Here is a 20,821-nt window from a genome sequence, read left to right on the forward strand (position 1 = left end):
ACAATTCTCCTTCTTTATTTAAAATAGTCTATGCCACCTGTAAATAATGCTTGTTCTTTATAACCTATAATATAATATTCTGAAACAAGCCCTCTTCATAGCGCTCTTGTATGACCCATTTTCCCTAAAATCCTCCCATTAGGACTCATACTTCAATAGCTTCCATCGGAGCCATTAGGATTGAAAGCACTATCCATTGTTGGACATCCTTCAAAATCTACATACTGTGTTACAATTTGATTGTTATCTTTCAGCACCTCAATGGTTTCAGTTGATGCTATGAATCTACCTTCACCATGGGAGACAGGTATTGTATATATCTCCTAAATCTACATTCATCAACCATGGAGATTGTATAGAAGTAATTTTAGTATTAACCATTTTAGAAATATGCCTATTAATAGTGTTTTTAAACAAAGTACTATGATTTTCTCCAATATCACCTAAACGACCAAATGGTAATAAACCTGATTTCACCAATGCTTGGAAACCATTGCAAATACCTAAAATCAAGCCATCTCTCTAAAAATTCATTAACTGAAGTTTTAACTGTTTCATTTAATAATACATTAACAATAAACTTACCACTGCCATCCTCCGGTTCATCACCTAATGAAAAACCACCGCTTAACATCAATATTTGAGCATTATTAAGGCTTTTAACCATAGCCTCAATGGCTTTTTTTCAATAATTGTTTCTGAACCATTTAAAAATGGTAATATAATAGTTTCTCCTCCAGCTTTTCTAAAAGCCTTTCCTGTATCATACTCGCAATTGGTACCTGGAAATACTGGAATATAGACTTTTGGTTTTGCTGCCATAGAATTCCTAAAACGGACTTTCTTATTTAGCATTTCAAAAGATTCTAACAAGCCTTTTTCAGAATCCGTCTTTTCTGGATAAATTTCCTTTAAAGGCAACTTATAAGCTTCTAAATCAGCCTCAATTGAGATAATCGTACTACCAATAACAATTTCCGAACCTTTTGTTTTTCCTAAAAAAATGCCTTCTGAAATCGGTTCCTCTGTAGCATTAATGAAAGAACCATAGTCAAATGATTCTATTAGGTCATAAGGAAAATTGACTCCCCCCTTCAAACCCGATGCCATTACCTATTGTCATTAAGGAAAGACCTTCTATTAAGCCTCCCTCTTTTAAAGAAATAGCACTCTTAACAATACCCTTTCTATTAAGACTTTCCAGCAAGTTAAAATTCTTTATTAAGCCTTCATAATTTATAGACCCCAAATTATGCTGATTTTTTAGGAAATATACATACTGTCCCTCTTTTTTTAAATTCAGGCGAAAGAACATTATTAACAGAACCTGTAGATACACCAAAAGCAATTAAAGTTGGTGGCACATGAATATTATGAAAAGTACCACTCATACTGTCTTTGCCACCAATAGCTGGTAAACCAAATGCTAATTGTCCTCTAACAGCACCTAATAATGCTGCAAAAGGCTTACCCCATTTTTCTCTTGCAGTCCCAAGCTTTTCAAAATATTCTTGAAATGAAAAACGAATTTTGGACCAAGTAGCACCGCTGGCAACTAAACGACTAATACTTTCTATAATTGAATACTGGGCTCCCGTAAAAGGAGACCATTCTAATATTTTAGGATTAAAACCATAGGCTAAAAAACTAGCTGTTTCTGAAACACCATCTATAACAGGTATTTTTGGACAGAAGCTTCTACTGGAGTTTCTTGATATTTCCCTCCAAAAGGCATTAATACTGTTGAAACCCCAATGGAACTATCAAACTGTTCTACTAATCCTTTTTGACTAGCACAATTAATATTATATATTACATTTAACCATGTTTCTTTATTTATCTTCTGCTTATTATCCTTAAAAGGATTAGGAAAACCACCGGAAACAACTTCAACATCATTTTTTTGGCTAACGCCATTAGTATCTAAAAATGAACGTTTAATATTTACAATTATTTTATTTTGCCACCTCATCTTTAAGTAACCATGGTCTTTAATAGTTGCAACATGAGTTACTTCTAAATTTTCTGCTGCTGCTAATAATGTAAATAGGCCATGGTCTTCTTTACTAATGACAACAGCTATTCGTTCCTGAGATTCTGAAATAGCAATTTCAGTGCCATTTAAACCTGCATATTTTAAAGGTATTTTATCTAAATCTATTTCAATACTTTCAGCTAGCTCACCAATAGCAACACAAACACCACCAGCACCAAAATCATTACACTTTTTAATTAAACGAGTACAATGCTCATTTCTAAAAAGTCTTTGTATTTTTCTTTCTTCTGGTGGATTGCCCTTTTTAACTTCGCTACCAGCAGTTTCTAGTGATGTTTTCTGATGGCTTTTTGATGAACCTGTAGCACCCCACCAATACCATCTCGCCCTGTTCTTCCACCTAACAAGAGGATAACATCACCTGCTTTAGGCTCTTCACGTCGCACATAGTCTCTAGGAACAGCTCCTACAACAGCTCCTACTTCCATATGTTTTGCTTTATAGCCTTCATGATAAATTTCTTTCACAAAAGTTGTAGCCATCCCAATCTGGTTGCCATAAGAACTAAACCCTAAAGATGCCCCTTTTGAAATTGTAGATTGGGGAAGTTTTCCTTCTATAGTATCAGCTACCTTTTATTTAATATTTCCTGAGCCACTAATCCGCATCCCTTGATAAACATATGAACGACCTGATAATGGGTCTCTAATAGCACCACCTAAACAAGTTGCCGCACCTCCAATAGGCTCAATTTCAGTCGGATGATTATGTGTCTCATTTTTAAACATTAAAAGCCAAGGCTCTTTTTTTCCATCTACAATAACATCAATATGAATGCTACAGGCATTTATTTCTTCACTAATTTCCTGATCACTTAATTTTCCATTTTGATAAAAAGAACGACCCACAATAGTTGCTAAGTCCATTAAAGTAACAGGCTTCCCCCCTCTTCCTAAAGATACTCTCAAGTTGATATAGTCAGTAAAGGCTTCTTGTAATTCCTTTTTAAAATCATTGCCTTTAAAAGTTATATTCTCTAAATAAGTTTCAAAGGTCGTGTGTCTACAATGGTCTGACCAGTATGTATCCAACACTTTAATTTCTGTTTCAGCTGGATTTCTTTTTCAGTTTCTCTAAAATAGTTTTGGATAAAGACAAGTTCATCAAGAGACATAGCCAAACCCATTTCCCCGTGAAAATCTTTAAGTTCTAGTAAATTCATTTCAATAAAATAATCAAAAATAATCAAAAATCCGTATTTTTGAAACCTTTTTCATTTCATTTAAAAATAAAGTGGCTTCCATATCTTTAACTCTATATTCCACAGTATTAATATGATATTTTCTAATTTTTTCTACAGCAGTTTCAGCTAGTTGACCTTCTAATATTAAAAGCTCACTCCAGAAAACTTGAAGCTCTTTTCCACCTCCTATTAATTGAATAGACTTCACAGCTGAATCTGCTCTTTGGTCAAACTGGCCTGGTAATGGCTCTCTAGCTATGTAGGTTAATCCTTCTAAAGACAATTCCTTGAGAACCCTATCTGTCATCTCCTCAGCAAAAACAGTTTTTCTGCTTTTTCTAAAATAGATGCTTCTATATTAAAAACATCATAAACTTGAATTAAACGAATATTTTCCAAGCCACTTATATTAAGTGTTTCTATGAAATATTTTTTAAGACTAAGGCTTTCTGTTTGAAAACTCTCTTTTTTCAATATAAATCCTTGTGGTCATAATACCTCCTTAAAATAAAAAGAGACTTTAGTAAAGTCTCTCATAACTTAACAGAGATGCTGGTGTATCTCTACTAAATTATGTAGCCTGCTTGTTTACGGTTAGCAGCTAGAAACTATCAAACCTTATTATCAATGATATACATACTTATTATTTAATTTAAATAACTACCTATAGTCCTTTTCTCTTATAAATTGCATCAATATTTTTTAAATGATATTTAGGATTAAAACATCCAGCAATTTCGTCTTTAGTTAAAACCTCGCCAATTCCCTTAGAGTCTTCAACTAACGGTCTATAAGGAATTTTATTTTCCCAAGCTTTCATTGCCAGAGGTTGAACCGTATCATAAGCTTTTTCTCTAGTCCAGCCTTTATTAACTAGTGCTAACATAACTTGTTGTGAAAATGTTAAGCCTAATGTTCTATCAATATTCTTAAGCATATTCTCAGGATAAACCATTAGTTGATCTAAAATATTTGTAAAGCGATTCAGCATATAGTCAAGAAGCATAGTACTATCTGGTACAATAATTCTTTCAGCAGATGAATGAGAAATATCTCTTTCATGCCACAAAGCCACATTTTCATAAGCTGTTACCATGTAGCCTCTAATTACCCTTGCACAGCCACACATATTTTCAGAACCTATTGGGTTTCTCTTATGAGGCATAGCACTTGATCCCTTTTGACCTTTGGAGAAAAACTCCTCAGCCTCCCTTACTTCTGAACGCTGTAAGTGACGGACTTCAATTGCCATTTTATCAATAGTTGTAGCAATAGAAGCTAAAGTAGCCATATAGAAACTATGGTTATCTCTTGAAAGAGCTTGTGTAGACACTAACGCATGACTAATACCTAGTTTTTCACAGACATATTCTTCCACAAAAGGAGGTATATTGGCAAAAGTGCCAACAGCACCAGACATTTTACCTGTTTCAACACCTTTTCGACCTAACTTAAAACGCTCTAAATTACGCTCCATTTCATCAAGCCATAATAGGAATTTTAAGCCAAAAGTTGTTGGCTCAGCTTGAATGCCATGGGTTCTTCCCATCATAATGGTTTCTTTATATTTAATAGCCTGTTTTCTTAAAACTGCCATTAATTTTTCAATATCTTGTTCTAGAATATCATTGGCTTGCTTAAATAAATAACCATAGGCTGTATCAACAACATCTGTAGAAGTTAAACCATAATGAATCCATTTTCTTTCTGATCCTAAGGTCTCACCAACGGCTCTTGTAAAAGCAACTACATCATGACGAGTCTCAGCCTCTATTTCTAAAATTCTCTCAATAGAAAAACTTGCATTATCTCTAATTTTTTTTACATCTTCTTTGGGAATATCGCCAAGCTCACTAAAAGCTTCAGTCGCTAGAATCTCTACCTCTAACCAAGCTTTAAAACGGTTATCATCCTCCCAAATTTTTCTCATTGCGGGTCTACTATAACGAGTAATCATTTATATCCTCCTAATTTTTAAGAACCTTTTCTTTGAATATATTTCTATCTTCTTCAGTACTTTTAACAAAAGTAACATGGCCCATCTTCCTATTTTCTCTACTTTCTTTTTTACCATAGAGATGAACATGACTTGTTGCAGGCATTTCTTTAAGCCAAGTTAAACATTTATCCATATGCTGTCCTAGTAAATTATACATATAGGTTTCAGCAATTAAATCTGTTATACCTAAAGGCAATCCACAAATGACTCTAATATGCCGTTCAAACTGACTGGTAAAACAACCCTCTATTGTATAGTGTCCTGAGTTATGAGGTCGAGGCGCCATTTCATTAATATAAATCTCTTTGCCTTTAATGAAAAACTCAATAGCTAAAGTACCATAAAATCCTAAAGCTTTAATAAGTTCTAAAGCTTTTTCTCAATAGCTTTCCTTGCCTTTGTACTAATAGGTCCAGGCACTTTTGTTTCAGCTAAAATATTATTTTATGAATATTATAGCCTATTGGAAATAGCTTAACTTCTCCTGTTGTACCCCGAGTTCCTACAACAGAGGCTTCATAATCAAAAGAGATAAATGCTTCTAATATGCAAGGTACTTTTAAAAGAGCAACACAGCTTTTAAGCTGTCTCTTACCTTTAAGTACAATTTGTCCTTTACCATCATAACCATCTTGTCGTGTTTTTAAAACGCAGGGAAAACCAATCTCTTTGACAGCCTCTTCTAAGTCGGAAAAACTATTCACCTGTTTATAGGGGGCAACTTTACCACCTGCTTTTAAAATAGCATTTTTTTCACCAAGCGATCTTGAGTTATTCTCAATGTTTCATTACCTTGGGGAATATACAAATAATCCATATCCTTTAGAATAGCTAAATTATCAATATTTTCAAACTCATAAGTTAAAACATCTACTTTATTTTCTAATGCTTTATAACCTGTCTCGTCTTTAAAGGAAGCTACTATATGACTATCTGCTACTTCAATTGCCGGTCCTGATTCTTGTTCATCTAAGATAATAACAGAGTAACCCATAGCTTTAGCCGCTAATGTCATCATTTTCCCTAGCTGTCCGCCACCAACAATTCCAATGTTACTACCAGGTAAAATAACCTGCATTATTCTAAGTCCCCACTGCTAATCTCAGATGCTAAAATAGTTTCTCTCATAACTTCTCTATAGGCATCTAATGCAAAATCCAGTGTATCATCTGTTGTTCCTAAAATCTGAACAGCTAATAAACCTGCATTTTTTGCTCCAGTTTTACCAATAGCCAACGGTGGCTACAGGAACACCGCCAGGCATTTGGGCTATCGATAAAAGGGAATCTAATCCACTTAATGCTTTAGATTGTACAGGTACCCTAATAACAGGCAAGGTCGTCATAGCTTTCTACCATACCAGGTAAATGAGCAGCCCCACCTGCGCCAACAATAATAACTTTAAGTCCTCTTTTCTTAGCATTTTTACTGTATTCAACCATTAAATCTGGGGTGCGATGAGCTGATACCACTTTTACTTCATAGGGCACCTTAAATGATTCTAATACTTGAGCTGCTTCTTTCATGGTTTCTAAATCTGATTTGCTGCCCATGATAATCCCTACTTTTACCATTTCATCTCTCCTTTAACTTTGAAATAACATAAAAACCACCCGCAAAAGATTCTACGAGTGGTTCATTTTTATCCTATTATTTTTAAGCTTCATTTTCCAAATCATGTCTGTCCTCCACATTCAATAACTTCACAAGTTCTAGAAAGCGACCTACTAGGTAATGATAACATGATTTCTTTCATTTTTCAACTGGAACGCCCTCTATTTAATAGCTAAATCCCATTACTTCTCCAACAGATTCAAAGCCAGCAAAATAGCCATCCCCTTTAAAGATAACTTTTTTATTTTTCTTTAATGTAACAATTGCTGCAGAGCACTAGCATTTTCTCGAATTCTAGCCTCCATATGACCTTCTATTGGAACCAGAAACTCTTTTCCTTACTCACCTTTTACCTCAACCTTTAAATTATATTCTTTCTGCCTAACTACTATAGTTAAGTTAGTTTTCCATTTTTGCGAACAATAGACTCTACCTTACCGCCATCATAAGTTGAAAAATGATATTCTTTTTCCCTAACTGAAAGAATAGAAATTAAGCCTAAAAAGCTACCTCCTAATAAAGGTATATTGGCCAATGCAAAAAGAAGCTCACATTTTCCGTAGGAAACACATTACACTGAATCCAAATATAAGCGCTGGGAAAAGACCTTCCCCAATCTTTTTCCAATATAGCCTTTACCACCAGAAAAGTCTGTCTCTCTCCCATCCCATTCTAAATTGCCTTCTAATTCATGTTCTAAGCTTAGCACACCATGATAGCATTCTAAAAAATTTAGATAGGAAAAAGGACCCATAATACTAGGTGCATAGCAACTCTTCTCCAGAGGCTTAAAAGACCCATAATTTATTTTACCTTTTACCCTTAACGCTTCTTCCTTATCATCAATATTAATTTCAATTCCTTTTTCACTGAAAACATTATTGCCTATGTCAACATGAAAACAGTCCTTTCTTGCACTAAACTCTTCTGGCTTAAAAAAAGAACATGAGAGTTATAATCATTTATTATCTGAATAAATGATTTTCGCGAACCATCTTTTTCAATAGAAATGCCTGGAATAAAAGCACACACATACTTGCCAACTTGGTGTTTCAAGTACCAACCTTCAAAAAACTCCTTTTCTTCTTATTACCATGGTAGAATATATCTGTTGTTAACTTCATTTGTATACCCAACCCTTCAATATCCTAATAACTGTATATACTATATTATTTATCTAAACTCTTAAACATAAAAAAGGAATGGGCAATCCCATTCCTTATATTTTTTTTGGCCAATTCATAAAAATACAATCCATAATTTTCTTATACAAAGCATTGTTTTTAAAATGATTTAGTATAAAAGCCTTTATATCCACTACAATACTATTATCATTGGAGATAAACTCCTCAATGTGAGGGAGCCTTAAAAATCCAGCCGTACTCAAATTTCCCAATTTATTATCAATATTAAACTTCTTCAAATAACGCATATTAAAAAAATCATCAGAAATATCCTCAATAGCATTATGACTCAATTTTAATAAATGCAAACTAAATAAATTACCCATACCTCCCGGTAATTTACTAATCTTATTATTATTTAAATGAATTTCATTTAAATGATGAACATCACCTATTTCGTCTGGTAAAACAGTAATTTCATTATAATTTAAATTTAAGAAAGTCATTTTTTTAAACTCCCTATTTCCCTTGGTATCTCCTTAATTAAATTATTGGTAATCTCTAAATGTTTTAAATTTTTAAGATTAGCAAGTCCTTTAAGAGAAACAATCTGAAAATCACTATTGCTTTTACCCTCAAGAATAACAAGCTTAGTAATTTTACTAAGCTCCTCTTCAGTTGGATTATCTCCTAAACCTTTGTTGCTGATAGCTGCTACAATTTTCCCTAAATTTTGATCCTCAAATAATTCAGAATATGTTTTACCAACTTCCGCGCCCTGAACAGAAACAGAACCAATAAAAAAATAAACAAAATTATAATATAACTTAAGAAAAGCATTTTCCACTTTTTTCATATCTTCTATCCTTCGCTAAAACTTCTCATTTCATTATTTCAAAAGTATGCAAAGGGTACCACCTGCCCATTTTTTCATTACAAAAGAAAATACTAAATAAATAAGCAAAATGAGCACTAAACCGATAACCAGCAATCACTTCATAGTTTACAAATTTATTAATATTTTCAATTAATGTCACTGCCACATAAACTATAAAAGCATACCTTTTATAAAGCAAAACGCCATAACATAGCTTTTAAACTCCATTACTCCACACACCATTAGCTATTATTTAATACATTAAATTATTATAGTTAATCATATTATATGCTTGAATCATAATTAATGTCAATCATTTTAGCTAAAACCATTTATCTATTTGGAAAATTAATATAGAATAAGGCTAAAGAAGGGGAGGTACTCTCATGCTAAAAACAATTTTCACAATACTAGAAGAAAAAAAGCACTATTTAGAAACCCTTATTAGAATTAATAAAGTATTAACAAAAGAATTTCCAAATCTAGTTGAATCAAATTTCTTTTTTAAAAGACAAAATGAAATAATTAAGGCTGTTTCATTTGAAAGAAAAAAACAACTGGAAGTTGATAGTCTAACTTTTCTTGTAAAAAAAATTGGTGAGTGGACCATTGGTAAAGAAATTGCCTTTACTGAATATGAAAGAAAAGCTCTTGAACAAGTGGCTCATTTAATATCAGAAAACATCTATTTTGAGGAATGGGAATACAGCTATAAATTTTGTCAAAATAAAGGATGTAAGTATTTTCCCTGTCATAAAGTAAAGAATGAAAATAAATTCAGTTGTCTTTTTTGTTATTGCCCTCTCTATCGTCTAGAAAATTGTGGCGGTAATTATTCGCTCCTGGAAAATGATGTTAAAAATTGTATCAAATGCACTCTGCCTCATGCAGAAAAAAATTATGATTATATTATGAAAAAATTATCTTTAAATACTTAAAAATAGAAGAGATGAAAAATATGGTTTCTACATGGATAACAACTGCTATAATTTTGCTGATTATAGCAGTCCTCAGTTTATTTACACTCATAACCTGTCTCCTATTGTTAGCAAAAAAAGAAAACGTCTAGAGGGAATATACTTATTTTAATGGGAATCATTATTTCAATCATCGTTTTAATTGTCTGTATTTTTATTGGTATTGATACTGCTAAATCAATTTCTGAAGGTCGATATTTGGAAAAGGATGAAAATGGTCTCTATAAAATGAAATACGAAGAATATGCAGATAGCCCTTTCGAGAAAGAAATGATTTCATTAGCTGAAGAAACTATTCTAGGAACAAAACCTAGCCTAAATCAAATATATGACGATGTCTCAAAAGGCATTCTTCATGTATATAAAATAAAAGGTGAAGTTAAAATAGTGCGTGGTACACCAGAAGCAATCTATATCGAAGGAATACAAACTGATGAAGGTTCAGACCATAAGTCATTTCAAGCATTTCTTTCTAATTCCTTTTAGCTGAACATAATATTGGAGAAATAAAGGTTGGTGAATCTTTCGTTTTTTTGCTTCACTTACTTAGAAGATCAACTATATTTAAACCCCTATTGTCTATAAAAAGCTTTAGTGACTAATATATTTCCAAATACTTTTCTGAAAGTTATTGACAAAGTATCCTATTTAGGTTATTATTATGTGGTATCGCGGGATGGAGCAGCTGGCAGCTCGTCGGGCTCATAACCCGAAGGTCGCAGGTTCAAATCCTGCTCCCGCAACCATGTTAAAAGAGCTTGGAAATCAGTTGATTTTTAAGCTCTTTTTTATTTTAGTCAAACTCATTTAATAAAATATAAAAAAGATAGGAGAAAATATGTTAGATAAACTTATGGGAAAAGCTTCAATATCTAGTACTTCAGCATATGATGTAGAACGCTTATTTTGTGATGACGAAATCTTAATCAATGTATTTAAGTTTATGAGAGATGAAATTGTTATTACAACAAGAGGAATTTACAATATTGATGCTCAGGGATTAACGGGAAAAAGAATAGAATACAAGTTTTTCCTTGTCAAAGCACTACACTATATATCCATGGAAACTGCCGGAATCTTTGATCGTGATTTCGACATAAAAATCGGCCTAAATGGAAATACCGTTGTAACGGAACATACATCTTATTCTGCACCTATTTCTATTAAAGTTCATAAAAATGAAACTGAAGCAGGTTTTGAATTATACAAGACAATTAAAGCAATGCTCTAAATTTTAAGCAAATATTATAGCAATACTATAAGGATAACCCTGCATCAAAATTTGTAAAATTAACTATAAAAAAAGAGGCTAAAGCCTCTTTTTTCTGTTATTCAATTTTATTTTATTTTATTGAATGGTCTGCCTAAAGCAAAACCAGTTATTAATAATAATGTTAAAGTAAAAATAAAAATTGCTATAGCTGCCCAATGGGCTAAGTTCATAACTTCAAATAGCATAAATAAACAATTCACCCCTTATTACTGTATTATAAAATGAAATCATTCCATATTTATAATAGTTATATCATATTTATTATTAATTAGCGAGTGCTAACTCACTGTTTCTAATGTATCCCTCTTAACTTAAAACTGCTATACTATACAAAAGGAGGTGCCAAACGCAAATTGATAGACTATTTAAAATAACCTATTTTCTACTAAATAATAAAAAAGCAACCGCCAAATATTTAGCAGAAGAGTTTGAAGTTTCAATCCGAACAATAATTAGGGATATTAATATCTTAAGCTATGCAGGCATCCCTATTTATACTAAACAAGGAGCAGATGGAGGCATATTTTTAGATCAGGACTATATTCTAAATAAAGCCATGTTAACTGAAGAAGAACAACACCAACTCTATATTCAATTTGATGATGGCACAGCAATAGTCTGTACCATTCAAATGTATGGTTGTATGCTCCTCTTTAAAGAAAATGAAAATACTAATTTTTACTATTTAGTAGCAAAAGAAAAACCCAATCCCTTAACAGATGCTTTTAATGAAGCTTATTTTAATAAAATCTTAGCTGAAGCTAAAAACACCATCAGTGTAAAAGCTTTATTAGTCACTGAACAAAGAATACCCGGTTTAGGTAATGGTGTTTTACAGGATATCCTTTTTAATGCTAGAACCCATCCTCAAACAAAGCTAAAGTTTATAAGTAAAAAGGACATACAAGCACTATTTTTCAGTATTAAGAAAACACTATTTGAAATGACTGGTGAAGGTGGCAGGGATACTGAGAAAGATCTATTTGGCGAAACAGGCGGTTACCAAACTATCCTTTCTAAAAAACCCTAAAAAATCCTTGTCCTGTTTGTGGTGGTATCATTGAGCGAAAAGCTTATTTAGGTGGTAATGTCTATTATTGCCCTGCTTGTCAGCCCCTTAAAAAATAAAATATATAAATAAGGAAGGAAAACATAATAGTTTTCCTTCCTTATTTATTCCCCTGACTTTAGGGAAGTTACCATATCAATTTTATTTATTTTCAAACTTAATATTAAGTTAACTCCTATAGCCGTTACTAAGGTTATTACTGAAGCAATAAGATAGCTTGAAGGTTTAAGTTTAGGAAAAAAATCATAGAATCATTTGATAAAACACCCATATAAATTTTTAAAAATCCTTGCCCAGCTGGAATAACTAGAAGCCAACCGATTACATAAAGAAAACTGTTTTCTTTAAAGGATAGCAAACGGATTTCTCCTGGATAAAAGCCCAGTACTTTTAAGGTGGCATAATCCCTCATCATTTCAGAATAATTTAAAAGTCCTAAATTATAAATTACTGTTGTGCCTAATACAATAGCCCCTAAAATAAGAATATAAACAACGGCATCAGCACTAGCAAAAGTATCCTTCATAGCCTCTATTTGTGAATTCTTAGAAATAAGCTCTTTAAAATCGTCTAAAGTAGTATACTGATTCTTGTTACTTTCAATCCCTAAAAGCAAACTATTAACATTAAATGAATGACCCTGTTTTTCCCAATAAGCTTTACTTACAATTATATTACTTGGTAAAGTCACCCGCATAATAGCGCCTACTTTTCCATGTTGCCATTCATCTCCTAGCTTTGCATAGTCCAGTGTATCCCCCCCACTTTTAAGTTTAGCTTAGAAGCAATTTCATCTGATATTACAAATCCATCAGATGGTAATTCAAGAGCATTACCCTTCACATCTTTAAGTAACAAATACTGACTTTGCTCTTCTACAGTATACTTTAGAATTTTTGACTCATCCTTATTTTTAATCTCCAGTGTACCCTCTTCTATTTTCTCTCTATAAGGATCCTCAATCTCTAAACTGCTTCTAGGACCTTCATTTAAAAGAATTTTATTTTCATATTGATAAAAATCTGAATATGTACCATTAATAGTATAACTCATGGAATTCTTCATGCCAAGGCCAGCTAAAATTAACATCATACAGCCTAGGACACCAATAATGCCCATAATTGACCTGATTTTATTTCTGCCAACATTCCTAATAATACTTTTATTTTCAAAAGATAGTTTTTCCAAAGAGGCTTTAATTTCTCAAAAATACTATGCTTGCTTTTCTTCAGTAAATCCCCTTTCAATATTTGCGCTGGCATTCTCCTTATTTTCTTACCAACAGAAAACAAAATAGCCAGACAACAAGTTAAGACAATCACTAGCACAGCAATAAAACTACCTGAAGTTATGGAATGGCTCCATGACTGGAGACTAAATACACTGCTGAGAATAGGAATTAATACAGGCGGTATTATGAAGTAACCAAGAACAATACCTAAAACCCCTCCAAAAACACCTAGCCAAAAACCATAGAATAAATAATGAATCCTAATTTTAAAGTCACTATAGCCAAGTGTGACATTAATGTTCCTATCTGCACTCTTTGATTATTGACTAATCGAGTCATTGTTGTCAACATTGTCAAAATAGCTAATACAAAAAATAATGTTGGGAAAATATAAGTGAATTTAGTCAATTGATTTACTTTTTCTGTAACCTGATGAATGCTGAATTGTGAAGTTGAATAAAATGACATTAAATAAGCAGTGCCTAAAGTTAATTCTGCTTTTTCAATAATGTTTTTTTGATCTACATCATCTTCCACTATTAAAACCAGTTCATTGCCAATATACTGACCGAACAAACTTTTACTCATCTCAGGGGAGAAAAGGTACCCATAGCCATTTTTTATGATCAACTACATAAGCATCTGCACTGGAACCATTTATTTTCTCGCTACTTAGAATAATGCCTTTAATTTCTACTTTCTGATTGGCAATTTTAATAAAGTCACCTACAACATAATCATTAGCCTTTGCAAATTCTCGATTTAACCAAATACCCTCTCCTTTATTACTGTAAACTGAACCGTCTAAAACAAAGGGCTTAGAAACCAGATTTTCTTCTGGGCTGATTAACTCTAGTTGCTGGTCATCCATAAGAGCAATTTTATTTCTAAAACGTCGTTCTCCACTAAGGACACCCTCAGTATCCTTAATAGCTTTAGACTGTTCTTCAGTAATGCCTTTAGCAATAAACCATAAATTACCAATATTAGTTTCTTCATAAAGAACGTCACTATTATTTTTCAATCCTAATCTAACACTATCAATACCTGAAAAAACTAAAACACTTAATGTAATCATTAAAAATATAGTCAAAAACTGCATTTTGTTCTTCCAAATATCTCTAAACATTTTTTATTAATAGCATTACCACTTCACCGCATCTAAAGATAAAGGATTACTCTGAATTTCATTTTTAATAATTTTACCATCTTTTAAATGAATGACTCTATCAGCTGCTTCAGTTATGGCAGCATTATGAGTAACAATAATAGTAGTTTGTCCACCTTTTTTACTCATCTCCCAAATTGTCTTCAATACAGTTTTACCCGTTTCACTATCTAAAGCACCTGTAGGTTCATCACATAATAGAATTTTTGGATTTTTAGAAATGGCTCTAGCAATTGAAATTCTTTGCTGCTCTCCTCCAGATAATTCATCAGGGAAATGGTTTCCTCTATTTTCTAAACCCACTAGTTTAGCGCTTTTTCTGAATCCATTGGTTGGAGACTGATATTAGCTGATACTTGAATATTTTCTAAAGCAGTTAATTTAGGCATCAAATTATAGAATTGGAAAACAAAACCAATATCTGTTCTTCTATAGGTGTTTAATTCTTTATCACTGTATTTACTAATATCCTGATTCCCAATTACGACATGACCTAAGGTACCTCTATCCATCCCATCCAAAAATATTTAATAAAGTACTCTTGCCAGAACCTGATGGTCCTAAAATTATCGCAACTTCACCTTGTTGTATTTCAAATGTTAAATCATCAATAGCTAAAACTTCTTCTTCACCAACTATATATCTTCTCGTTAAGTTTTTTACCTCTATTAGTTTATGCATAGGCTTCCTCCATAAATTGTTCTTTAGACATACCTAATGTCTCTGCTATTAACTTAATGAGACTCGGAACATTTTCCTCTATTTCATTAATAGAAATCTCCTGATGAATTACTCCAAAAATACCATATAATAAATAACGAGCTGTAGTCTCTATGTTTTCTATCTGTAATCTTGTTTCTAACACCTCTATTTTTAAAATTTCTATAGCAGGGTTAGTTAATGCTTCTACAACATGAAGAGAAATTTTATCATGAAGTTCTTGATGTTCTGAATCATGAATTGTTGCTAAAAAAGCATCCTTACCCTGATTTTCTAATTCTAAAAATTCATGAAAAGCTAATATAATTCTCTTAGGAAGTTTCCATGCATCATTAAATAAAACTTTTTCAATTCTATAAATATATTCATCAGCATACTCTTCCATAGTTGCTTTAAATACTTCTTCTTTTGATTTAAAATAATAATAAAAAAGACCTTGTGCTACACCTAATGCTCCAACTATATCTTTTATAGATGTATTATTATAGCCTTTCTCAAAAAACAGTTTTCTTGCAGTCAAAATAATTTCCCGCCTTCTTTCCTCAGGCGCTTTACTAATTCTCACCATATTATCCCCTCCTTATAAATCTATAATACAATACTGACTGTTATTCAGTCAATATTTTTGTTTAAAAAACTCAACATTTATAAAATAGTATCCTATTAATAAGAATAGGATTATTTATCATCACAAAAATACTTAAAAAATAATTTGCCTAAAATAGGGATTCAGCTTAATTGCTGAAGCCCTATTTTGCATCTTTTTATAATGAGTCATCAGGGAACAACCTTATGCTGTATTTATGATATAATACAAACAATAAATATATACTCGGAGGTGATTAATATGAAAAGAAGAACAGTAAAAAAGTAGTAACTGGTTATCCAACTGTAGATGGTGCCGGCGTACGCTTAGTGAGAGTTTTATCCAATGTGACTACAGAAGATTTTGATCCCTTTTTAATGTTAGATGCTTTTGATTCTACTCATCATGAAGAATATGAAAAAGGCTTTCCTTGGCACCCTCATAGAGGAATTGAAACAGTTACCTATTTAATTGAAGGCGAAATGACTCATGGAGATAGTTTAGGCAATGAAGGTCTCATTAAAAGCGGTGAATATCAATGGATGACAGCTGGTAATGGTATTATTCATCAAGAATATCCTCAACCAACGAAAAGAATGCTAGGGTCTCAGCTCTGGATTAATCTACCACAAAAATATAAGATGGTAGAGCCTAACTATCACGCTATCACAGCTACCAATATTCCAGTTATTGAAGAAAAAGGTTCAATCGTCAGAGTGCTTGCAGGAAACTATGAACATGTAAAAGCACCACTGACAGGACAGTATGTTGAAACCACTTATTTAGATGTAACATTAGATAAAAAATAGTAATTGGCACTATCAATCAACATCTGACAATACACTGTTTGTCTATATTTTTGAAGGCAATGGCTATTTTGAAGAAAATAATGAAGGCTATATAGAAAATAAAAGAGCCGTTCTCTTTAATCCTGGTGACTATATTGAAATAAAAGCTGGTAACGAGGGAATGCGTTTTATACTATTAGAAGGTAAACCACTAAATGAGCCCATTGCCTGGGGGACCTATTGTAATGAATACTAAAGAAGAATTAAATACCGCATTCAAACAATTAGAAGAAAATATTTTTATCAGCCACAATAGAAAGTGAGGATTATTCAATGGATACAAAAATGATTTTCAAATTGTTTTAGAGGAAGGCAATGGTTTTGGTCAAATCTGTAATACTATGATTCAAGATTTAGATAAAACAAACACCCTTAATAAGAAAACAAGAGAATTAATCTATGTTTCTCTTTTAGCAGCACTAGGTTTAGAAACTGGACTTCCACACCATGTTCAGCAACTCAAAAATGCTAAGGGTACTGAAGATGAACTCATCAGTGCTATATTAATGGGATTACCTGTGGCAGGCAAAATAGTTACTACATCACTGGGTATTGCTTTAGATGCTTATAGAAAGTAGGATTAAATTAAATGAAACCATATGTAATTGCTTTAGATCAAGGTACAACAAGTTCTAGAGCCATTATTTTTAATAAAAATCAAGAAATTGTTGGTATTTCTCAAAAAGAAATAAATCAAATTCATCCAAAGGATGGTTGGATTGAAGAGGATCCAATGGAAATTTTTAGTACCCAATTAGGGGTTCTAAATGAAGTTTTAGCTCAGAACAATATTTCTCCTAATCAAATTGCTGCTATTGGCATTACCAATCAAAGAGAAACGACTATCGTCTGGGATAAAGATACAGGTTTACCTATTTGCAACGCTATTGTGTGGCAATGTAGGCGAAACCGCTCCTATTTGTGAAAAAATAAAAGCAACTGGCTTAGAACCCTACATTAAGGAAAATACCGGACTTGTTGCAGATGCTTGATTTTCCGCCGCTAAGCTTATTTGGATTTTAGAAAATATAAAAGGAGCTTGTGAAAAAGCAATGGCAGGAAAATTGCTTTTTGGAACAGTAGACACCTGGTTAATGTGGAAGCTATCTGATGGTGTTATTTTTAAAACAGATAGAGCAAATGCTTCTAGAACTATGCTTTACAATATTAAGACCTGCGTTTGGGATAAATATCTTCTTGAATTTTTTCAATTCCTCAATCAATATTACCTTCTGTTCACTCCTCAAGTGAATATTATGGTACAGTTAACATTGCAGGTTAAGCCATTCCAATTACAGGAGTAGCTGGTGATCAACAAGCAGCATTATTTGGTCAGTCCTGTTTTCATTCTGGTGATGTAAAAAAACACTTATGGTACAGGTTGCTTTACGCTCATGCATACAGGCAAAAAACCATGCTATAGCAACAATGGTATGTTAACTACGATAGCTGCTAGCAATGGACCTGTTGAATATGCTATTGAAGGTAGTGTTTTTGCTGGTGGTGCTATAATCCAATGGCTAAGAGACGAATTAAAATTGTTAAACTGTGCAGCGGAATCACATGGTTATGCTGTCAGTGTTCCAGGCACTGGAGGTGTTTATATGGTGCCTGCTTTCACCGGTTTAGGCGCTCCTTACCGGGATATGTATGCTCGAGGAACGCTACTTGGATTAACACGTGGAACAACTAAAGAGCATATTATTAGGGCAGCTTTAGAATCTATTGCGTTTCAATGTAACAGCCTTCTTGAAGCCATTATAAACGATACAGACATTCCTGTAAAACGCTTGAAAGTTTATGGCGGAGCAAGCAGTAATGATTTCTTAATGAGTTTTCAAGCCAATATAAGTAATTATCCTGTTCAAAGACCTACTATTTTAGAAACAACAGCATTAGGGGCTGCTTACTTAGCAGGTCTAGCTATTGGCTTCTGGGAAAGTATAACTATCCTTAAAAAAATTGAAACAGTAGAAAAACATTTTCACCATCAATGGATAATCAAAAGAGGGAAAAAGAATTAAGAAACTGAAAAAGCAATTAACCATTCTGAAGGTTGGTTAAAAGAGGTAGAAAATGATGAATAAAGAACTAAAGACACTCAAAAGCAGTAATGGAACTAGTATAATTTCAGGTATTGTATATTGGCCAACAAATGAAGCTAAAGCTTTAATTCAAATTAGCCATGGCATGGTAGAGCGCATTGGCCGTTATAATGAATTCATGAATTTCCTTGTAAAAGAAGGATATGTAATCTGCGGTCATGACCATATCGGACACGGAAAGTCCGTAGGGCCTGACGAAACATTTGGATTTTTCAAAACTGAAAATGGCGATCAAGCTTTAGTTAACGACCTTTATAATTTTGGACAACTAATAAAAAAGGATTTTCCTAATATTCCTCATATTCTAATTGGACACTCTATGGGGTCCTTTATTGCCAGAGTCTGTGTAACAACCTATAAAGAAGCGTATGATGGTTTCATAATTAGTGGAACAGGAGAACCAACAGCAGTTGCCAATATTGGCATTACACTTGCATCCTTAGCTGCAAAAGTAGGTGGCGAAAAAACATTCTCAAAAGCTAGACCAAATTGTTTTAGGCCAGTTTAACAAAAAATTACTAATCCTCGAACGACTAAAGACTGGCTCACGAAAGATACAGATATTGTAGATTTGTATTTATAAGACCCTTACGCTCAATTTGTATTTATAACATCAGGCTTTAAAGATCTAGCTACTTTAAACAAGAAAGCTAATGATACGACATGGTTTGATTCTATTTCTAAAACTATGCCTATTCTCATGATTTCTGGTGACCAAGACCCTGTGGGAAACTATGGAAAGGGTGTTTTAGAAGTTTACAATAAATTAAAAGAAAAAGGGGATTACTAATGAAAACAATTTATTTAGCTGCTGGCTGTTTCTTGGGAGTTGAAGCATTTTATAAAAAATCAATGGTATTATTGAAACGGAGGTAGGTTACGCCAATGGCAATGGTAACCCTGTTACTTATGATGAAGTTGTAACAGGCACGACAGGCTATGCAGAAACCTGTAAAATTACTTATGATGAGAAAACATTTTCCTTAAATTATTTGCTCGAAAAATATTGGTCTATTGTTGACCCAATAAGCCTAAACAAACAAGGTAATGATTAGGGAACACAATATAGGACTGGTATTTATTATATAGATGAAACAGATTTACCTATTATTTTAGCTTCATTAAAAATAGAACAAGAAAAATACCAAAAACTTATAGTAAATGAAGTATTACCTTTAAAGAATTATTTAAAAGCAGAGACTTATCATCAAGACTATTTGCAAAAAAAAATCCTGGTGGTTATTGTCATATTAAACTATAGTATGGAGGAAGTATAAATGGATATTAGCTATAATGAACCAAAAAAGTTAAAATTACAATAGTCTCAAGCCCCGATGCAGAAGGCGGACCCTATCCTTTTTTAAGAAGGGAGAAACCTATGACATAGGATTTGAATTGTGTCCAGGAGGCTTCTGTTCTACTGCATTTCATACACTTTGGCCTCATCTGAGAGTCATTGAATTAGGAGGAAGACATCCTTGGGACTCTAAAAAAAGGGAAACAACTGTTTGTTGTCCCAATGCTAAAAGATCTGTAATCTTTAAGATTTCAATAATTTAATAAACACAAAAGTAATTAAAAATTTGAAACCAACCTGTTCTAATTCTATATTTAGGGAATTGATTATTTTAATACAGCCATTTTAGGCTCAAAAATTTAAATAAAAAAGCTAAAAGCAATAATCTGGTTATTCTAAAAAGCAGGTTTTAACACTATTAATGACCATATATCCAGGAATTAAATCTGTATTATTGGAAGGGGAACATTCAAGGCAGCTTGATTAAAATAATCTTCGCTGCCTTATTTTATTTTTTTAATAGATTACGTCATTCATAAAGTTATCCAATACGCTTGAACTATTTTTCCATCTGTATGAAAAAATGACCTATCTTCTATGCCCCCCCATTCTTAATAATGGTTTTACTAGAGGCAATATTATCCTGATAGCATGCCAACATCACTTTTTTTAAGGTATTGTTCTACAGAATTTT

24 protein-coding genes, 1 tRNA gene, 7 pseudogenes and 1 riboswitch are annotated in these 20,821 nt (G+C 32.7%); of the genes and pseudogenes, 14 read left to right on the top strand and 18 right to left on the bottom strand.

All coding sequences use genetic code 11. The annotated features are described in order from the left end of the window. Positions 1-14 precede the first annotated feature (14 nt). The 11 genes and pseudogenes from AZF37_RS13505 to AZF37_RS08895 all read right to left on the bottom strand — a co-directional run bounded on the left by AZF37_RS13505 (position 15) and on the right by AZF37_RS08895 (position 9,019). Positions 15-3,716: pseudogene (locus tag AZF37_RS13505) on the bottom strand (phosphoribosylformylglycinamidine synthase). A 79-nt stretch (positions 3,717-3,795) separates the two neighbouring features. Continuing rightward, positions 3,796-3,897: riboswitch (purine riboswitch) on the bottom strand. 6 nt (positions 3,898-3,903) lie between these two features. Next, on the bottom strand, positions 3,904-5,196 hold the full coding sequence (gene purB / locus AZF37_RS08855) for an adenylosuccinate lyase (RefSeq protein ID WP_088370460.1): 1,293 nt from the start codon (positions 5,194-5,196) through the stop codon (positions 3,904-3,906). 10 nt (positions 5,197-5,206) lie between these two features. Continuing rightward, the gene (locus tag AZF37_RS08860; protein WP_088370461.1) at positions 5,207-5,599 is read right to left on the bottom strand and encodes an ATP-grasp domain-containing protein; all 393 of its coding nucleotides are present in this window, start codon (positions 5,597-5,599) and stop codon (positions 5,207-5,209) included. Positions 5,600-5,669: 70 nt separating this feature from the next. Beyond that, entirely contained in the window at positions 5,670-6,020 is a 351-nt protein-coding gene (locus tag AZF37_RS08865) for an ATP-grasp domain-containing protein (RefSeq protein ID WP_088370462.1), read from the bottom strand. Then, entirely contained in the window at positions 5,975-6,316 is a 342-nt protein-coding gene (locus AZF37_RS08870; RefSeq protein ID WP_088370463.1) for a hypothetical protein, read from the bottom strand. The genes AZF37_RS08865 and AZF37_RS08870 overlap by 46 nt, the downstream gene beginning before the upstream one ends. Beyond that, positions 6,316-6,812, bottom strand: a pseudogene (gene purE / locus AZF37_RS08875) (5-(carboxyamino)imidazole ribonucleotide mutase). The gene AZF37_RS08870 and the pseudogene purE overlap by 1 nt, the downstream one beginning before the upstream one ends. 434 nt (positions 6,813-7,246) lie before the next feature. Then, entirely contained in the window at positions 7,247-7,387 is a 141-nt protein-coding gene (locus tag AZF37_RS11930; protein WP_245611953.1) for a hypothetical protein, read from the bottom strand. Further along, positions 7,366-7,518: a tocopherol cyclase family protein gene (locus tag AZF37_RS12920; protein WP_342668655.1), complete on the bottom strand. Its 153-nt coding sequence runs from the start codon at positions 7,516-7,518 to the stop codon at positions 7,366-7,368. The genes AZF37_RS11930 and AZF37_RS12920 overlap by 22 nt, the downstream gene beginning before the upstream one ends. Positions 7,519-8,071: 553 nt before the next feature. Further along, complete coding sequence (locus AZF37_RS08885) at positions 8,072-8,482, bottom strand: leucine-rich repeat domain-containing protein (protein ID WP_088370464.1); 411 nt, start codon at positions 8,480-8,482, stop codon at positions 8,072-8,074. After that, positions 8,479-8,832, bottom strand: a complete 354-nt coding sequence (locus AZF37_RS08890) for a hypothetical protein (RefSeq protein WP_088370465.1) — start codon at positions 8,830-8,832, stop codon at positions 8,479-8,481. The genes AZF37_RS08885 and AZF37_RS08890 overlap by 4 nt, the downstream gene beginning before the upstream one ends. A gap of 25 nt (positions 8,833-8,857) precedes the next feature. Further along, entirely contained in the window at positions 8,858-9,019 is a 162-nt protein-coding gene (locus AZF37_RS08895; protein ID WP_162474043.1) for a hypothetical protein, read from the bottom strand. A gap of 220 nt (positions 9,020-9,239) precedes the next feature. Here AZF37_RS08895 and AZF37_RS12925 point away from each other — a divergent pair, with 220 nt between their 5' ends. From AZF37_RS12925 to AZF37_RS13515, 7 genes and pseudogenes are all read left to right on the top strand, one after another. Beyond that, positions 9,240-9,791: a cysteine-rich small domain-containing protein gene (locus tag AZF37_RS12925; RefSeq protein ID WP_088370467.1), complete on the top strand. Its 552-nt coding sequence runs from the start codon at positions 9,240-9,242 to the stop codon at positions 9,789-9,791. A gap of 150 nt (positions 9,792-9,941) precedes the next feature. Beyond that, positions 9,942-10,316, top strand: coding sequence for a hypothetical protein (locus AZF37_RS08905; RefSeq protein ID WP_088370468.1), 375 nt, complete (start codon positions 9,942-9,944; stop codon positions 10,314-10,316). Positions 10,317-10,500: 184 nt separating this feature from the next. Next, a tRNA-Met gene (locus AZF37_RS08910) sits at positions 10,501-10,576 on the top strand. Between the two features lie 92 nt (positions 10,577-10,668). Beyond that, entirely contained in the window at positions 10,669-11,061 is a 393-nt protein-coding gene (locus AZF37_RS08915; RefSeq protein WP_088370469.1) for a PH domain-containing protein, read from the top strand. 412 nt (positions 11,062-11,473) lie between these two features. Continuing rightward, positions 11,474-11,608, top strand: a pseudogene (locus AZF37_RS13510) (HTH domain-containing protein); the annotation flags it as partial. A 51-nt stretch (positions 11,609-11,659) separates the two neighbouring features. Continuing rightward, positions 11,660-12,133, top strand: coding sequence for a hypothetical protein (locus tag AZF37_RS08925; RefSeq protein WP_088370470.1), 474 nt, complete (start codon positions 11,660-11,662; stop codon positions 12,131-12,133). A 29-nt stretch (positions 12,134-12,162) separates the two neighbouring features. Then, a complete protein-coding gene (locus AZF37_RS13515) occupies positions 12,163-12,231 on the top strand; it encodes a hypothetical protein (RefSeq protein WP_425425470.1) in 69 nt (22 codons plus the stop codon). Between the two features lie 137 nt (positions 12,232-12,368). Here AZF37_RS13515 and AZF37_RS08935 read toward each other — a convergent pair whose 3' ends face one another. The 7 genes and pseudogenes from AZF37_RS08935 to AZF37_RS08965 all read right to left on the bottom strand — a co-directional run bounded on the left by AZF37_RS08935 (position 12,369) and on the right by AZF37_RS08965 (position 15,859). After that, positions 12,369-12,869 carry an FtsX-like permease family protein gene (locus tag AZF37_RS08935; protein ID WP_088370471.1) on the bottom strand — a complete coding sequence of 167 codons (501 nt, stop codon included), beginning with the start codon at positions 12,867-12,869 and terminating at the stop codon, positions 12,369-12,371. Positions 12,870-12,904: 35 nt separating this feature from the next. Then, the gene (locus AZF37_RS08940) at positions 12,905-13,291 is read right to left on the bottom strand and encodes a hypothetical protein (RefSeq protein ID WP_172793110.1); all 387 of its coding nucleotides are present in this window, start codon (positions 13,289-13,291) and stop codon (positions 12,905-12,907) included. Beyond that, complete coding sequence (locus AZF37_RS10755) at positions 13,270-13,701, bottom strand: FtsX-like permease family protein (protein ID WP_162474089.1); 432 nt, start codon at positions 13,699-13,701, stop codon at positions 13,270-13,272. Before AZF37_RS10755 ends, AZF37_RS08940 begins: the two co-directional genes overlap by 22 nt. Then, positions 13,632-13,991 (bottom strand): ABC transporter permease family protein, encoded by a 360-nt coding sequence (locus tag AZF37_RS08950; RefSeq protein WP_162474044.1) that lies wholly within the window; start codon positions 13,989-13,991, stop codon positions 13,632-13,634. The genes AZF37_RS10755 and AZF37_RS08950 overlap by 70 nt, the downstream gene beginning before the upstream one ends. A 1-nt stretch (position 13,992) precedes the next feature. Then, positions 13,993-14,505, bottom strand: a complete 513-nt coding sequence (locus AZF37_RS08955) for a hypothetical protein (RefSeq protein ID WP_088370475.1) — start codon at positions 14,503-14,505, stop codon at positions 13,993-13,995. A 42-nt stretch (positions 14,506-14,547) separates the two neighbouring features. Next, a pseudogene (locus AZF37_RS08960) lies at positions 14,548-15,252 on the bottom strand (ABC transporter ATP-binding protein). Further along, a complete protein-coding gene (locus tag AZF37_RS08965) occupies positions 15,245-15,859 on the bottom strand; it encodes a TetR/AcrR family transcriptional regulator (protein ID WP_088370476.1) in 615 nt (204 codons plus the stop codon). The pseudogene AZF37_RS08960 and the gene AZF37_RS08965 overlap by 8 nt, the downstream one beginning before the upstream one ends. A gap of 347 nt (positions 15,860-16,206) precedes the next feature. Between AZF37_RS08965 and AZF37_RS13520 the strand changes: the two genes are divergently transcribed. The 7 genes and pseudogenes from AZF37_RS13520 to AZF37_RS13530 all read left to right on the top strand — a co-directional run. After that, positions 16,207-16,686, top strand: a complete 480-nt coding sequence (locus tag AZF37_RS13520) for a pirin family protein (RefSeq protein WP_425425429.1) — start codon at positions 16,207-16,209, stop codon at positions 16,684-16,686. Positions 16,687-16,732: 46 nt separating this feature from the next. Further along, positions 16,733-16,921: a pirin-like C-terminal cupin domain-containing protein gene (locus AZF37_RS13525; RefSeq protein ID WP_425425471.1), complete on the top strand. Its 189-nt coding sequence runs from the start codon at positions 16,733-16,735 to the stop codon at positions 16,919-16,921. Between the two features lie 145 nt (positions 16,922-17,066). Continuing rightward, the gene (locus AZF37_RS08975) at positions 17,067-17,303 is read left to right on the top strand and encodes a carboxymuconolactone decarboxylase family protein (protein ID WP_088370477.1); all 237 of its coding nucleotides are present in this window, start codon (positions 17,067-17,069) and stop codon (positions 17,301-17,303) included. An 11-nt stretch (positions 17,304-17,314) separates the two neighbouring features. Further along, positions 17,315-18,812 (top strand): annotated as a pseudogene (gene glpK, locus AZF37_RS08980) (glycerol kinase GlpK). Continuing rightward, on the top strand, positions 18,802-19,338 hold the full coding sequence (locus AZF37_RS08985) for an alpha/beta hydrolase (RefSeq protein ID WP_088370478.1): 537 nt from the start codon (positions 18,802-18,804) through the stop codon (positions 19,336-19,338). Before glpK ends, AZF37_RS08985 begins: the two are co-directional and overlap by 11 nt. A 281-nt stretch (positions 19,339-19,619) precedes the next feature. Continuing rightward, positions 19,620-20,091: pseudogene (msrA, locus tag AZF37_RS08990) on the top strand (peptide-methionine (S)-S-oxide reductase MsrA). A 98-nt stretch (positions 20,092-20,189) separates the two neighbouring features. Next, positions 20,190-20,390 (top strand): annotated as a pseudogene (locus AZF37_RS13530) (TIGR04076 family protein); the annotation flags it as partial. Between the last annotated feature and the right edge of the window lie 431 nt (positions 20,391-20,821).

This window comes from endosymbiont 'TC1' of Trimyema compressum (assembly GCF_001584725.1).
GTDB lineage: Bacteria > Bacillota > TC1 > TC1 > TC1 > TC1.

What these genes read in the sequence shown, in the direction of transcription:
- purB (WP_088370460.1), bottom strand. Translation starts at nt 5,196, where the DNA reads ATGATTACTCGTTATAGTAGACCCGCAATGAGAAAAATTTGGGAGGAT.
- AZF37_RS08870 (WP_088370463.1), bottom strand. Translation starts at nt 6,316, where the DNA reads ATGCAGGTTATTTTACCTGGTAGTAACATTGGAATTGTTGGTGGCGGA.
- AZF37_RS12920 (WP_342668655.1), bottom strand. Translation starts at nt 7,518, where the DNA reads ATGGGAGAGAGACAGACTTTTCTGGTGGTAAAGGCTATATTGGAAAAA.
- AZF37_RS08885 (WP_088370464.1), bottom strand. Translation starts at nt 8,482, where the DNA reads ATGACTTTCTTAAATTTAAATTATAATGAAATTACTGTTTTACCAGAC.
- AZF37_RS08890 (WP_088370465.1), bottom strand. Translation starts at nt 8,832, where the DNA reads ATGAAAAAAGTGGAAAATGCTTTTCTTAAGTTATATTATAATTTTGTT.
- AZF37_RS12925 (WP_088370467.1), top strand. Translation starts at nt 9,240, where the DNA reads ATGCTAAAAACAATTTTCACAATACTAGAAGAAAAAAAGCACTATTTA.
- AZF37_RS08905 (WP_088370468.1), top strand. Translation starts at nt 9,942, where the DNA reads ATGGGAATCATTATTTCAATCATCGTTTTAATTGTCTGTATTTTTATT.
- AZF37_RS08915 (WP_088370469.1), top strand. Translation starts at nt 10,669, where the DNA reads ATGTTAGATAAACTTATGGGAAAAGCTTCAATATCTAGTACTTCAGCA.
- AZF37_RS08925 (WP_088370470.1), top strand. Translation starts at nt 11,660, where the DNA reads ATGTTAACTGAAGAAGAACAACACCAACTCTATATTCAATTTGATGAT.
- AZF37_RS08935 (WP_088370471.1), bottom strand. Translation starts at nt 12,869, where the DNA reads ATGCGGGTGACTTTACCAAGTAATATAATTGTAAGTAAAGCTTATTGG.
- AZF37_RS08940 (WP_172793110.1), bottom strand. Translation starts at nt 13,291, where the DNA reads ATGGGCATTATTGGTGTCCTAGGCTGTATGATGTTAATTTTAGCTGGC.
- AZF37_RS08950 (WP_162474044.1), bottom strand. Translation starts at nt 13,991, where the DNA reads ATGAGTAAAAGTTTGTTCGGTCAGTATATTGGCAATGAACTGGTTTTA.
- AZF37_RS08955 (WP_088370475.1), bottom strand. Translation starts at nt 14,505, where the DNA reads ATGCAGTTTTTGACTATATTTTTAATGATTACATTAAGTGTTTTAGTT.
- AZF37_RS08965 (WP_088370476.1), bottom strand. Translation starts at nt 15,859, where the DNA reads ATGGTGAGAATTAGTAAAGCGCCTGAGGAAAGAAGGCGGGAAATTATT.
- AZF37_RS08975 (WP_088370477.1), top strand. Translation starts at nt 17,067, where the DNA reads ATGATTCAAGATTTAGATAAAACAAACACCCTTAATAAGAAAACAAGA.
- AZF37_RS08985 (WP_088370478.1), top strand. Translation starts at nt 18,802, where the DNA reads ATGATGAATAAAGAACTAAAGACACTCAAAAGCAGTAATGGAACTAGT.